Annotated in this window: 13 protein-coding genes; 4 read left to right on the forward strand and 9 right to left on the reverse strand. The window is 72.4% G+C overall.

Features of this window, described 5'->3' with window-relative positions; translation table 11 throughout:
* Positions 1-376 precede the first annotated feature (376 nt).
* From leuD to GEV43_RS08890, 9 genes are all read right to left on the reverse strand, one after another.
* On the reverse strand, positions 377-979 hold the full coding sequence (leuD, locus tag GEV43_RS08850; RefSeq protein WP_160820258.1) for a 3-isopropylmalate dehydratase small subunit: 603 nt from the start codon (positions 977-979) through the stop codon (positions 377-379).
* Between the two features lie 10 nt (positions 980-989).
* Positions 990-2,414, reverse strand: coding sequence for a 3-isopropylmalate dehydratase large subunit (gene leuC, locus GEV43_RS08855; RefSeq protein ID WP_160820259.1), 1,425 nt, complete (start codon positions 2,412-2,414; stop codon positions 990-992).
* 338 nt (positions 2,415-2,752) lie between these two features.
* Positions 2,753-3,718: a 2-hydroxyacid dehydrogenase gene (locus GEV43_RS08860; protein ID WP_309239538.1), complete on the reverse strand. Its 966-nt coding sequence runs from the start codon at positions 3,716-3,718 to the stop codon at positions 2,753-2,755.
* Positions 3,715-5,007, reverse strand: a complete 1,293-nt coding sequence (eno, locus tag GEV43_RS08865; protein ID WP_160820261.1) for a phosphopyruvate hydratase — start codon at positions 5,005-5,007, stop codon at positions 3,715-3,717. The genes GEV43_RS08860 and eno overlap by 4 nt, the downstream gene beginning before the upstream one ends.
* Positions 5,004-6,011 (reverse strand): phosphotransferase family protein, encoded by a 1,008-nt coding sequence (locus tag GEV43_RS08870; RefSeq protein ID WP_206681100.1) that lies wholly within the window; start codon positions 6,009-6,011, stop codon positions 5,004-5,006. Before GEV43_RS08870 ends, eno begins: the two co-directional genes overlap by 4 nt.
* 307 nt (positions 6,012-6,318) lie before the next feature.
* Positions 6,319-7,095, reverse strand: coding sequence for an HpcH/HpaI aldolase/citrate lyase family protein (locus GEV43_RS08875; RefSeq protein ID WP_160820263.1), 777 nt, complete (start codon positions 7,093-7,095; stop codon positions 6,319-6,321).
* Positions 7,096-8,100: 1,005 nt separating this feature from the next.
* The gene (locus tag GEV43_RS08880; RefSeq protein ID WP_160820264.1) at positions 8,101-8,514 is read right to left on the reverse strand and encodes a hypothetical protein; all 414 of its coding nucleotides are present in this window, start codon (positions 8,512-8,514) and stop codon (positions 8,101-8,103) included.
* Between the two features lie 63 nt (positions 8,515-8,577).
* Complete coding sequence (locus tag GEV43_RS08885) at positions 8,578-8,967, reverse strand: hypothetical protein (RefSeq protein ID WP_160820265.1); 390 nt, start codon at positions 8,965-8,967, stop codon at positions 8,578-8,580.
* A 43-nt stretch (positions 8,968-9,010) separates the two neighbouring features.
* Positions 9,011-9,274, reverse strand: a complete 264-nt coding sequence (locus GEV43_RS08890; protein ID WP_160820266.1) for a hypothetical protein — start codon at positions 9,272-9,274, stop codon at positions 9,011-9,013.
* A gap of 298 nt (positions 9,275-9,572) precedes the next feature.
* Here GEV43_RS08890 and GEV43_RS08895 point away from each other — a divergent pair, with 298 nt between their 5' ends.
* From GEV43_RS08895 to GEV43_RS08910, 4 genes are all read left to right on the forward strand, one after another.
* A complete protein-coding gene (locus GEV43_RS08895; RefSeq protein ID WP_160820267.1) occupies positions 9,573-10,397 on the forward strand; it encodes a helix-turn-helix transcriptional regulator in 825 nt (274 codons plus the stop codon).
* The gene (locus GEV43_RS08900) at positions 10,394-10,573 is read left to right on the forward strand and encodes a DUF397 domain-containing protein (RefSeq protein WP_206681445.1); all 180 of its coding nucleotides are present in this window, start codon (positions 10,394-10,396) and stop codon (positions 10,571-10,573) included. Before GEV43_RS08895 ends, GEV43_RS08900 begins: the two co-directional genes overlap by 4 nt.
* A gap of 660 nt (positions 10,574-11,233) precedes the next feature.
* A complete protein-coding gene (locus GEV43_RS08905; RefSeq protein ID WP_160820269.1) occupies positions 11,234-11,425 on the forward strand; it encodes a DUF397 domain-containing protein in 192 nt (63 codons plus the stop codon).
* Between the two features lie 282 nt (positions 11,426-11,707).
* The gene (locus tag GEV43_RS08910) at positions 11,708-12,217 is read left to right on the forward strand and encodes a DUF6879 family protein (protein WP_160820270.1); all 510 of its coding nucleotides are present in this window, start codon (positions 11,708-11,710) and stop codon (positions 12,215-12,217) included.
* Positions 12,218-12,235: the final 18 nt, after the last annotated feature.

Here is a 12,235-nt window from a genome sequence, read left to right on the forward strand (position 1 = left end):
CCGGTGATCCGGTGGCCGCCGCGCCGCAGGTGGCTCCGCGGCCGGTCGGCCCCGCCGGTGGCCCTGCGGCCGGTCGGGCCCCGCAGGTGGCCTCGCGGCTGGTCAGGCGTCGCAGACGGTCGGGTGCCCCAGGCGGCTCGCGGCCGGGTCGGGCCCCGCCGCTGACCTCGCCGCCGGTCGGGCGCTGCCAGCGCTCGGGCGCCGCAGGTGGCCTCGCGGCCGGGCAGGCGCCGCAGGCGGTCGGGTGCCGCAGGCGGTCGGATGCCGCGATCGGTCGGATGCCGCGGGCGGTCAGGCGCCGCGGGCGGTCAGGCGCCGCGGGCGGTCAGGCGCCGCGGGCGGTCAGGTTCCGCGGGCGGTCAGGTGCTGCGGGCGGTCAGGTGCTGCGGCCTTTTGGGAGCCAGGCGGGGCGGGTGCGTTCGTGGGCGGCGATGCGGTCGGCGAGGGCGAGGGTCAGGTCGATCTCGTCCAGGCCGTTGACGAGGCGGTGGTGCGCGGAGTCGTCCAGGGAGAACGGCTCGGCGCGCACTCCGGCGGCGGGGCAGTCGAGGGTGCGGGACGCGACGTCCACGGTGACGGTCGCGGCGGGGTCGTCGGTGGTCGCGCGCATGAGGGCGGCGACGACGTCGGGGGCGGCCTCGGCGGGGACGAGGCCGCTGTTCGGGAGGTTGCCGCGGAAGATGTCGGCGAACGACGGCGCGACGATCGCGCGGAAGCCGTGGTCGCGCAGGGCCCACGGGGCGTGTTCGCGGGACGAGCCGCAGCCGAAGTTGGGGCCGGTCACCAGGATCGTCGCGCCGCTCCGTTCGGGCCGGTTCAGCACGAACGACGGGTCGGCGCGCCACTTCTCGAACAGGCCGTCCGCGTAGCCGGTGCGCTCGACGCGCTTCATCCAGGGCGCGGGGATGATCTGGTCGGTGTCGACGTCGCCGCGGTCCAGCGGTACGGCGCGGCCGGTCACGCGGGTCACGGGGTCCAAGGCGTTCCTCTCAGGACGGCAGGTCGGCGGCGCACGCGAGATGGCCGGTGACGGCGGAGGCGGCGGCGGTCTCCGGGGAGACGAGGTGGGTGCGGGCGCCGGGGCCCTGCCTGCCCTCGAAGTTGCGGTTGGAGGTGGAGGCGCTGTGCGTTCCGGGCGGGACGGTGTCGCCGTTCATGCCGACGCACATGGAGCAGCCGGAGGACCGCCATTCGAACCCGGCGGCGCGGAACACCGCGTCGAGCCCTTCGGCCTCCGCCTGCCGCTTGACCTCGGACGATCCGGGGACGGCGAGGGCGCGCACCCTGCCGTGGACGCGGCGGCCCCGCAGCACGCCGGCGGCTGCGCGCAGGTCGTCCAGGCGGCCGTTGGTGCAGGACCCGATGAACACGGTCGAGATCGGGACGTCCCGCATGGCGGTGCCGGGGGCGAGGCCCATGTAGGCGAGGGCGCGTTCGGCGGCGGCCCGTTCGGCGGGGTCGGCGAACGACGCGGGATCGGGGACCGCGCCGTCCACGCCGACCGTCTGGCCGGGGTTGGTGCCCCAGCTCACCTGGGGCGCGACGGCGGAGGCGTCGATGACCGCCTCCCGGTCGAACGCGGCTCCGGGCTCGGTGCGCAGCGTCCGCCAGTCGTCGAGGGCCCGCTCCCACAGCGCGCCGCGCGGGGAGCGTTCGCGGCCTTCGAGGTAGGCGAACGTGGTGTCGTCCGGGGCGATCAGCCCGGCGCGGGCGCCCGCCTCGATCGCCATGTTGCAGACGGTCATCCGCCCGGACATCGGCAGCGCCTCGATCGCCGCGCCCCGGTACTCGATCAGCGTTCCGGTCCCCCCGCCGGTGCCGATGCGGGCGATGACGGCGAGGGTGAGGTCCTTGGCGGTGACGCCGGGGCGCAGCGCGCCGTTCACGGTGACGGCCATCGTGCTGGGGCGCGCCATCCTGATCGTCTGCGTGGCGAGGACGTGCTCGACCTGGCTCGTTCCGATGCCGAACGCGATCGCGCCGAACGCGCCGAGCGTGGCGGTGTGGCTGTCGCCGCAGACGACCGTCATGCCGGGCTGGACGAGGCCCAGCTCGGGCCCGATGACGTGCACGACGCCCTGGCCGGGAGAGCCGAGCGGGTGCAGCTCGACACCGAACTCCCGGCAGTTGTCGATCTGCACGCGGAGCTGCCGGTCTGCGGCACGGTCGGCGAGCGGGAGGCGCGAACCGTCCGTCGGAACGTTGTGGTCGGCGGTCGCCACGGACAGATCGGGTCGCCGGACGGAACGGCCCGCGGCGCGCAACCCCTCGAACGCCTGCGGGGAGGTGAGCTCGTGGAGCAGGTGCAGATCCACGTAGAGGAGGTCCGCCGAGGCCCGTCCAGCGGGACCGTGCGCGCCGGCGCGCTCGATCACATGCCGGTCCCAGATCGCGTCGGCGAGGGTGGTGGCCATGATCCCTCCTGATCAGTGGATCGCGTACGAACCGTCCCGACCACAGGACCGAACGACGGGCGAACGGCGGGCGGTGGACGGTGAACGCGGCGGGTGGTGAACGCAGTGAACGGTGGACGCAGCGGGCGGCGGGCGGTGGACGCGGCGGGCGGCAGGCCGTGGACGCGGTGGACGGCGGGCGGTGGACGCACCGGTCGGTGGTCGGCGGACGGCGGACAGTGAACGCGGCGGACGGCGGGCGGCGGACGCAACGGGCGGCGGACGCGCCGGTCGGCGGACGGCGGGCGGTGGGCGGTGGAGGCAGCGGACGGCGGGCAGTGGACGGTGGGCGGTGGTTCCTAGATGACCTGGTGGGCGAGGGGGGTGGCGGTGGCGGTGCGGTGGGTGTTGGAGGCGGCGATGTCGACGCAGCGGTCGAGGGTCTCGGCGGTCAGCCAGGCGACGTGCGGCAGCGCGACGACGTTGTCGAGGGCGAGGAGCGGGTTGGACGGGTCCACCGGCTCGGTCGCGAACACGTCCAGGCCGGCCGCGCCGAGGCGGGTCCGCAGGGCCTCGACCAGCGCGGGCTCGTCCACCACGCCGCCCCTGGAGGTGTTGACCAGGATCGCGCCCGGCTTCATCAGCGCGAGGCGGCGGGCGTCGATCAGGTTCTGGGTGGACGGGGTCAGGGGCAGGTGCAGGGACACGATGTCGGACTCGGCGAGCAGCGCGTCGAGCGGTCGCCAGCCCTCGTCGGCGTCCGTGCCGGACGGGCTGTGCCAGCGCACCGTCGCGCCGAGCGCGGCGAGCGGCGCCTCCAGGCGGCGGGCGATGGCGCCGTGCCCGACCAGCCCGACCGTGCGCCCGCCGATCTCGCCGACCCGTTCCGGCAGGGACGTGTCGATCGGCCAGCCGCGGCCCGCGCGGGTGGCGGCGTCCAGCGGGACCACGCGGCGGAGCGCGGCCAGCATGAGGGTGAGCGCGGTCTCCGCGACGGCCTGGGCGTTCGCGCCGGGCATGTTGCACACCGCGACGCCCCGCGCGCGGGCGTGGTCGAGATCGATGGTGTTGACCCCGGATCCGAGCTTCTGAATCAACTTGAGGTCGGGCGCGCGGTCCATGTCGGCGGCCGTGATGGGACGCAGCACGTGCCACAGGACGTCGGTGTCGGGCAGGAGTTCGGCGAAGCGCTCCTCGTCGTCCTCCGCGCACCAGCGGACGTCGAGGCCGTCCAGGCGCGGCGCGAGGCGTTCGCGGAGTGCGGGCCCGGCGGCGAAGTGGAACAGCACGCGGGGCGCCCGGCCCCCGGCCTGCGCGGCGCTCACCGGGACTGCCAGGGGCCGAGGCCGGCGCGGCCGGCGTAGCGGGCGGACGGTCCGAGGTTTTCCTCGATGCGCAGCAGCTCGTTCCATTTGGCGGTGCGCTCGCCGCGGGTGGCGGAGCCGACCTTGAAACCGCCGCTCCCCCAGCCGACGGCCAGATGGCTGATCGTGACGTCCTCGGTCTCGCCGGAACGGGCCGAGACGATCGCGCCGAACCCGGCCTCGGCGGCGGCGTCGAGCGCGGCCTTCGCGCGGGTGAGCGTGCCCGCCTGGTTCGGCTTGACCAGCACGGTGTTGGCCGTACGGTCCGAGGCGGCGGCGCGGACGCGTTCGGCGTCGGTGACGAGGAAGTCGTCGCCGACGACCTGCACGCGGTCGCCGACGGCGGCGGTGAGCAGCGCCATGCCCGCCGGGTCGTCCTCGGCGAACGGGTCCTCGATCGACACGATCGGGAACCGGTCCAGCCAGCCGAGCAGCACCTCGCCCCAGCCGTCGCGGTCGTAGGTGCGGTCCTCGCGGGTCAGCCGGTACGAGCCGTCCGACCCGACGAGCTGCGTCGCGGCGATGTCAAGGGAGATCCCGACCTGCTCGCCGGGGACGAGCCCGGCGCCTTCGATCGCGGCGACGAGGGCTTCGAGGGCCTCGGCGTTGGACTCGAACGCGGGCCACCAGCCGCCCTCCTCGGCGACCCCGGCGAGCCGTCCCCGCTCGTCCAGCCAGCGTCCGGCGGCACGGTGGATCTCGACCGTCCAGTCGAACGCCTCGCGGAACGACCCGGCGGCGAGCGGCACGACGAGCAGGTCCTGGATGTCGAGGCGGCCGTGGGCGTGTGCGCCGCCGCCGAAGATCTGGATCTCGGGGAGCGGGAGCCGTGCGGCGGCCGGGTCGAGGTGCCGCCAGAGCGGGACGCCGTGCGCGACGGCGGCGGCCTGCGCGACGGCCATGGACGCGGCGACGGCGGCGTTCCCGCCGAGCCGCGCGAACCCGGCCTCGCCGTCCACCTCTTCGAGCCGCGCGTCCACGGCCGCCTGGTCGGCGACGTCCATGCCGGTGAGGGCGGCGGCGATGTCGCCGTTCACTCCGGCGACGGCGCGCGTGACGTCCTTGCCGCCGAACGCCTCGCCGCCGTCGCGCAGGTCGACGGCCTCGCCGGAGCCGGTGGACGCGCCCGCCGGGGCGAGCGCGCGGCCCGTCCCGGCGGGGGTGCGGACGACGACCTCGACGGTGGGCCGGGCGCGCGAGTCCCAGCGGCGGTGCCCGGTGACGGAGGTGATCTCGGTGGACGCGGTCACGTGCGGTTCTCCTCGGTGGTGGCGGCCCAGCGGTCCGCGAGCTCGGCGAGTGTGGACGGCGGCCGTTCGAGGAGGCCGGTCGCGGCGCGGCGGACGGCCGGGCGCCCGTTCTCCTCGGTGAGGTACTCGACGGGCGACTTGCCGTCCGCCCGAGCGAGCGCGAGCGCCGGGAGCAGCGCGGCGGCGCGCCGTTCCAGGTCCGCGCGCGGCTCCCAGTCCACGCCGTCAAGGTACGCCCCGGCGAGCGCGTGGAACGCCTCGGCCAGCCGCGCCCCGTCCGCGGGATGCCAGACGGCCTTCAGCAGCAGGTGGTTCGCGCAGAACGCCAGGTCGAACGCGGGGTCGCCGGGGCTCGCGCACTCGGCGTCCAGCAGGACGGGCCCGTCCGGGCCGAGCAGGATGTTCTTCGGGCTGACGTCGCCGTGCACGACGGTGATCGCGGCGGTGCCGAGCCCGGCCGCGAGCGCGTCCAACCGCGGTGCGAGCGCGGGGTGACGGCGCGCGGTGACCCGCAGGTACGGGTCGATGCGCAACGCATCGAACAACGGCCGAGCAGCCTCCCACTCCCCCAACTCACACCGCGCCGCGCCCGCGTGGAGCGCGGCGAGCCGCCGCCCGACCTCGCCCGCCGCTGCGGGGTCGATGTCCCCGGCGGAGAGCCGTTCCTTCCAGACGGGGTGGTCGGCGGGGTCGAGCCATTCCAGGATGAGCACGCCGTTGCGTTCGTCGTAGGCGCGCAGGCCGCAGGCCGCGCCGGGGAGCAGTTCGCCCGCGAGCGCGAGCCAGCGCGCCTCCCACGCGGCGCGGCCGGTCGGCACCCGCCAGTCGCCGCTCACCTTGAGCTTCTCCAGGGCCCGCTTCGCGCACACGGGGCCGTCCGGCAGGTCGACGCGCCAGACGTCCGACGAGACCCCGCCGGTCAGCGGCACGCCACGCACGGCCTCCGGCCCCGCACCGGGGACAAGTCGCCGCACCGCGTCAGCGATCTCCGCAGGAACCTCCACCGCCTCCTCCGGCACAGCGCCCAGCACGGGCCCTCTGCCGGGTTGGGGACGTCGCGGCGCAACGGAGCCCAACGCGGACCCTTCGCCGGAGTCAGCACCCTGCGGCGGAACGGAGCCCAACGCGGAGCCTTCGCCGGAGTCAGCACCCTGCGGCGGAACGGCACTCGTCCCGGAGCCAGCGCCGGGGCGGGTTCGTCGCGACGGAACGGCGTTCAGCGCAGGATCTTCGCCGGAGCCAGGACGCCGCGGCGGGACGGCGCTCATCGCCGGACCTTCGCCACGTTCGGGCCGCGCGGCGGAACGGCGCTCATCGCGGGGCCTGCGCAGAGTCGAGGGCGTCGCGGTACGCGCGGGCGCCCGCCGTGATCCACGCGTCGTACGAGGTGTAGAGGAAGCGGGCGCCGAGCGAGGTGAAGCGCCCGATCTGATCGGCGGGGCAGAGGGTGCCGGCGGCGACCGTTCCGGCGGCGGCGATGCGGGTGAGGGCGCCGTCGATGGCTTCGGCGACCTCCGGGTGGTCGGGGCGGCCCTGGTGCCCCATCGCCTGGGCCAGGTCGTTCGGGGCGACGAACACGACGTCCAGGCCGGGAACGGCGGCGATCTCCTCGGCGTTGGCGAGGCCCACGGGGTCTTCGAGCTGGACGACCAGGACGGTCTGGTCGTTCTCCTCGTCCAGGAACCCGGGCCGGTCGTACGAGCGGCGGCCCCGGGACACGCCGCGCGCGCCCGCGGGGGCGAACTTGGCGGCGGCGACGAGCGCGGCGGCCTCCTCGGCGGTCCGTACCTGCGGGACGACGACACCGTTGGCGCCGAGGGTGAGGGCGCGGGCGACCAGGGACGGCTCCAGGGTGCGGACCCGGTACATCGCGGCCATGCCCCACAGCTCGCAGGCCCGGCTGATGTCGCCGACGCGGTCCCAGGTGACGGCGCCGTGCTCGCCCTCCAGCCAGAAGCCGTCGAAGCCGAGCTGCCCAACGAAGTCGGCGGTGTCGGCCGTGCCGGAGTGCCCGGCGACGACCACGGCGGTCTCCCCGGCGGCGAGCCGCTGCTTGACCCGGTTGCCCCGGGCCGGTCCCTGTGTCAACCGACCTTCCTTCCACTCGCCGGTCTCGCCAGAACTGAATCTGAACTCAGAATTATATTAGGCCCGGAGCGGGAGGGATGGCACTACCGGGTCCGGATCAGCTCGAACGGGCCTCGTCCGGGCTCGCGGTCCTCGTTCGGCTCGTTCGGACTCGTAGGGGCTCGTTCGGGCTCTTCTGGGTTCTTGGGCCTGCCCAGACTGTTCGGGCTCGTCTCCAACTCAAGCCGGGTCCAGCAGATGGCTGGATACCAGATCGTCCCCGCACCGTCGGCCGACCGCCTCGACCGCAGTCCCCGCCGCCCGTCCGTACACCCGCCACTTGAACATCGGGAGGGATTCTGAATCTGATGTTAGTCTCACAACACGGTCCCGGAGCGCCCCCGGACGACGCCGAGCCCAGCAAGCCGGCCCCGCCCTCCAGCCCACGCCGGAGGTCAACGAGGCGGCCCGCAAGCGGCGAGCGTCTCCGGGGTGCCCGCCACCCGCCCCCCACACCGGCACGCCATCCGTCACGCGTGCCGCACACCGCCCACACCTCGCACGTCCCGCGTCACGCCGGGCGCGCCCCCCAAACACCGCACACCGCACACATCCCGCACGTTCCGCGTCACGCCGGGCGCCCCCAGACACCGCACACACCCGCACCGCTCCGCCGTTGCACATCCGCACGCCCGGCATCACATCGCGCACACCCGCACGTGCCGCCGCGCACGCCCAACCCGGCACGCCCCGCGCCGTAGGCCACGCGCCACAGCGCGCACCTGCACACGTCCGGTGTCACCCTGCACGGCCCGCAACTCCTTGCACCAGGCGCAGGTCACGCTGAACGCCGCGCCGCGCCGCGCACACCGCACGCCCCACCTCACCCCTCGCCCCTCGCCGCGTACGTCCGAGCTTTCGTACACCGAGCGCCCCCGCACGCCCTCGCCACGCACACCCGCACACCCGCCCGCTCCGCCACACGGCGCGCCAGGCCGAACGCGCGCATCTCCGCTGGCCGTCGCTTCATCTCGCCCGCCGCAGCGCTCGTACCGCCGCCCGGACCACGGCCCGCCATGCCCGGCCACGGCGCCGTGCCGTCCATCGTGCATACCCGTCCCACACGTGCAAGGGCCCCTCTAGTACCGCCGCCGTCCGTTCGGCCGCCTCCCGGTACGCCTCCGCTCGGCCCTCCGCCCGCGCCGCCTCCTGCACCTGTCCGAACGCCTTGCTTTCCATCGAGCCCACCTCCGCACGCTCGGCCAGCGCCGCCCAACCGTCCTTCTCCATCGCCAGCACCAGCACCGCCACCCCCAGCCGCTCGGCGACGTCCTCCGCGCGCAACGGCACCGCACCATGCGCCCGGAGCGCCCGCGCCCGCTCCGCCAACACCCACTCGTCCGCGTCCATTTTCCGCCAGCGCCCCACGCCACCCCGCATCACCGATCCACCGTCCCTTCCTGCTGCCCGTCGCCGTCCTGGAGAGCCTCGCCGCTGTCCCGTTCACTCGCGTGGTCGTGGATCGTCCGGTCTGTCGCCTGCCGGACGCGCTCCCGGCCCTTCCGTGACCTCCCGGTACCGGCGAACGCGAGCGATGTTCCGCGCGCCTTCCTCGTGAACGTCGCGCACCGTCCCGGGGAGGAAGCCGTGTTGCGCCATCAACCCGGCGAACACCGGGGCCACGGCCGTCCACGCGCGTTGGACGCTCACCTCAACGTCGAGGGCGGGCTCCTCGGCGAGCCGTAAAGCAGCGCGGTCACGCGCCGCCGCCACCAGAAGGTCGATCAACGCTTTGGAGTGGCCGCGCGAGTACATGGCTTCCTCAAGTCCGGCGAGCGCCAAGTCAACGAGCGCGGCCGGGCGCGCGAGGACGACCCCGTGGTCGTGTGTCATCCGCAGCTCCGTCCGTAGGCGTGGAGCACCAGCGCCACCGCCGTCACAGCCCCATCGCCCACCGGATCACGTCCGCCGCCTCGTTCGGGCGCTCTGCGAGTTCGAGCAACGCACCGTCCGACCAGGTGAACCACCATGCGCCCTGCGCGTAGGTGACCCCGAAGTGCGCGGGCCTGTCGCTGTGCTCCCGCCGCTGGACCCGAAGCCACGGCCACGAGTCCTCGGTCACGAGGATGACCACCAGGGCCTGGCTCCGAGCGAGCGTGACGGCGAGGTCCTTGAGATAGCCCCGCCGCTCGGAGTGCACCCCATCGAGCGCCCCGGAACGAACCGGCTCCCCCGCAGGCGCAGCATCGCCGTCCTGGGGTGTCCGGCGAACGGCTGACGCACTTGTGGCGTCGTGGGTCTGGCGGTGGCGTTCGGCTCGATGCGCTCCCATGATCACTTCCCTTTTGCGGTACGGCCGACGCGCTGGACGGCATGTCTGTCCTGCGGATTTGACTGTTCCAAGGGTGGAGTCAAGGGACTACGATCGGTAGGCGAACCACAGTTACAACGGGCTGACAAGACCCGTCCCCCCGCCGTATCGAGGTGTATCCAAGATCATGGCCAACAGCCGCATGACGCCGCGCACGTTTCTTGCCAAGCAGATCCGGCGGCTGCGCGAGTCGATGACCGACCCGGAGACGGGCAGGGAAATGACCACGGCGGGGTTGGCCAAACTGGTCTTTCGGAGCGAGTCCCTCGTCAAAGCGTGGGAGGGAGGGCGCCGCACACCCCATCCGGACGATTTGAAGCGGCTGGACGAGATCTATGGTACGAAGGATCTTCTATCGGAGATCGGAAAGGATCTCGTACGAGAAGAACGCGGCCCCGAATACATGGACAAGTGGCGCGAGATAGAAGCGCAGGCCGCGTTGCTGCGTTCGTACCATCCCCTTCTCATCCCCGGGCTGCTCCAGACGCCCGACTACGCGCGGGCGGTCATGCTGTCGTCAGGCAGGCGCACGGATGATGTGGAAAAGCAGATCGAGAAGCGGATGGAGCGGCAGGAGATCCTGGCTCCCGAGAACGACAACATGTTCGTTGCGATCATAGACGAGGGTGCTCTGTACCGACCGATCGGCGGGCCCGAGACCATGCGCGTTCAGCTTCTCAAGTTACTGTCCATGGCCGAACAACCCAATGTTCGGATCAACATCGTGCCCACCAGCGTGGGGGAATATGCCGGGCTCGCGGGCAATTTCCACATCGCCGCCATGGACGGACGCGGATACGCATACGTGGACGACGCGTTCAGTGGTGACGTCCTCGCCCACCCCAACGATGTCGCGACCATGGAACAGGTCTGGGAAGCGCTTCGCGACAAGGCACTGACGGTCGACGAGTCAGCGGAAGTGATCAGGAAAGCGGTAGAACGATGGAAATGAAATGGCGCAAGTCATCGTACAGCGGAAATGGGGGCGCTGACTGCGTGGAAGTCGGACGCATATCCCACAACATCGGGGTGCGGGACTCGAAGGACCCGGACGGCCCCCGGCTCGCACTCTCCCCCGACGCCTGGCAGGCCCTTGTCGAACACCTCAAGCGCGACGACACGGCCTGACGTCCCATGAACGAAACCCCCGGGCCCACGAGGCGGTTCCGGGGGTTTCTTGCTTCCAGGCCAACCCAGGGCCGCCGCACTTCAGACCGTGGAGGCGAGTCCGCCCAGGGCGCGAAACTGAACGGCCCCCCGATCTAGGAGCGCCGCCTCATCCACGAGGCCGGCCGTGAGCGACCCTCTCCGCCCGCCGTCCACAGACACGACCAACCGCACAGCGGTTGGAGCATGGCGCGGCCCATCTCACTGCCAAGGCCCGGCTTCACGGGACTCCTTTCACGGACGTCGTGGCCGCTGCCGACGCCCGACTGTCTCGACAGCATCTCGTCACAGCGGGGACTGGGCTGAACAAATATTCATTCGTGATCGAGCATGCAGCCCTTGAACACGGTTTCGGGGGACGGAGTAATGAGGGAGCAACTCGAGTTCCTCATTCGAGCGACAAGCCTGCCGAACGTGGCTCTGGGAATCACCCCTCCGTGGACAGAGCGGACCGTTCGGGCATCGACTCCGCGTACATTGAGGCGGCCGAGGAGGGGCGGCTTGTCCAAGACTCAACGGATGTACGCTCGTTCCGGCGCCGATTCGACGACATCGGAGACCGGGCACTGCCCGTTGACGCATCGCTTGAGCTGGTAGAGCACGTTATGGAGGGCTTCCGACATGCTTCCCGTGTGGCGCAAGAGCAGCAGGAGCGGCACGAGCGGAGATCAGAGTGATTGCGTCGAAGTTGCGCGGGTTGTACGCAACATCGGGGTGCGGGACTCGAAGGACCCGGACGGCCCCCGGCTCGCACTCTCCCCAGCCGCCTGGCAGGCCCTTGTCGAACACCTCAAGCACGACGACACGGCCTGACACCCTGTGAACGAAACCCCCGGGCCCACGAGGCGGTTCCGGGGGTTTCTTGCTCCAGGCCAACCCAGTGCCGCCGCACTTCAGACCGTGGAGGCAAGACCGCCCAGGGCGCGAGACTGGGCGGCCCCTCGATCTAGGAGCGCCGCCTCGTCCGCGAGGCCGGCCGCGAGCGGCGCTCCCCTCCAGCCGTTCACCAGGTCGAACGAACCGGGGCGTCCACGGACACGATCGACCGCGATGAGGTTGGAGCCGGGCGCGGCCCCGGACGTCGCAAGGAGCACTATGGAATCGATCTCGGTGGAGCGGCGCAGCGAGCTTCTGCGGTCTGCCAGGACCATCCTCAAGCTTGAACTGAGAGACAACTATGACATTGACGCCGACACGTTCAGCGCGTGGCGGGCGGGCCGGTCCATAAAGGACGCGGTGAGCGTTTGGGGAGAACGAGCGGCGGCACGAGTCGCGGCCGGGGTCGTAACCCGCCGGGTGAAAATCGTCTCCGAACCGCTGTCGGACTATCACCGGTTCATCCTTGAGGCCAGTAAGCCTGCGATAGACGCGGGCGAGGATATGAGGTGGCTCCCTCGGCGCCTCGTCTCCACGGTTCCGCTGCCTGGCAATGACTTCTTCGTTCTTGCCGGTAAGACCGTGATCTTCAACGTCTTCGGCGGGGACGACCGGCGGGCGGAGATTCAACTCTCCCAGGACCCCGAGGTCGTGAAGCTATGCGTCAGCGCCTTCGACACCGCGTGGGCGCTGGCGATCCCTCATGGCGAGTACCGCGCGGGCTCCTGAACTCGAAGTGTCAGCCAG

Origin of the sequence: Actinomadura sp. J1-007, assembly GCF_009793335.1 — a bacterium.
Lineage (GTDB): Bacteria > Actinomycetota > Actinomycetes > Streptosporangiales > Streptosporangiaceae > Spirillospora > Spirillospora yumaensis.

Coding starts and splice junctions, on each gene's coding strand:
- GEV43_RS08895 (WP_160820267.1), top strand. CDS start 9,573: ATGGCCAACAGCCGCATGACGCCGCGCACGTTTCTTGCCAAGCAGATC.
- GEV43_RS08905 (WP_160820269.1), top strand. CDS start 11,234: ATGCTTCCCGTGTGGCGCAAGAGCAGCAGGAGCGGCACGAGCGGAGAT.
- GEV43_RS08880 (WP_160820264.1), bottom strand. CDS start 8,514: ATGCGGGGTGGCGTGGGGCGCTGGCGGAAAATGGACGCGGACGAGTGG.
- GEV43_RS08900 (WP_206681445.1), top strand. CDS start 10,394: ATGAAATGGCGCAAGTCATCGTACAGCGGAAATGGGGGCGCTGACTGC.
- GEV43_RS08910 (WP_160820270.1), top strand. CDS start 11,708: ATGGAATCGATCTCGGTGGAGCGGCGCAGCGAGCTTCTGCGGTCTGCC.
- GEV43_RS08885 (WP_160820265.1), bottom strand. CDS start 8,967: ATGACACACGACCACGGGGTCGTCCTCGCGCGCCCGGCCGCGCTCGTT.
- leuC (WP_160820259.1), bottom strand. CDS start 2,414: ATGGCCACCACCCTCGCCGACGCGATCTGGGACCGGCATGTGATCGAG.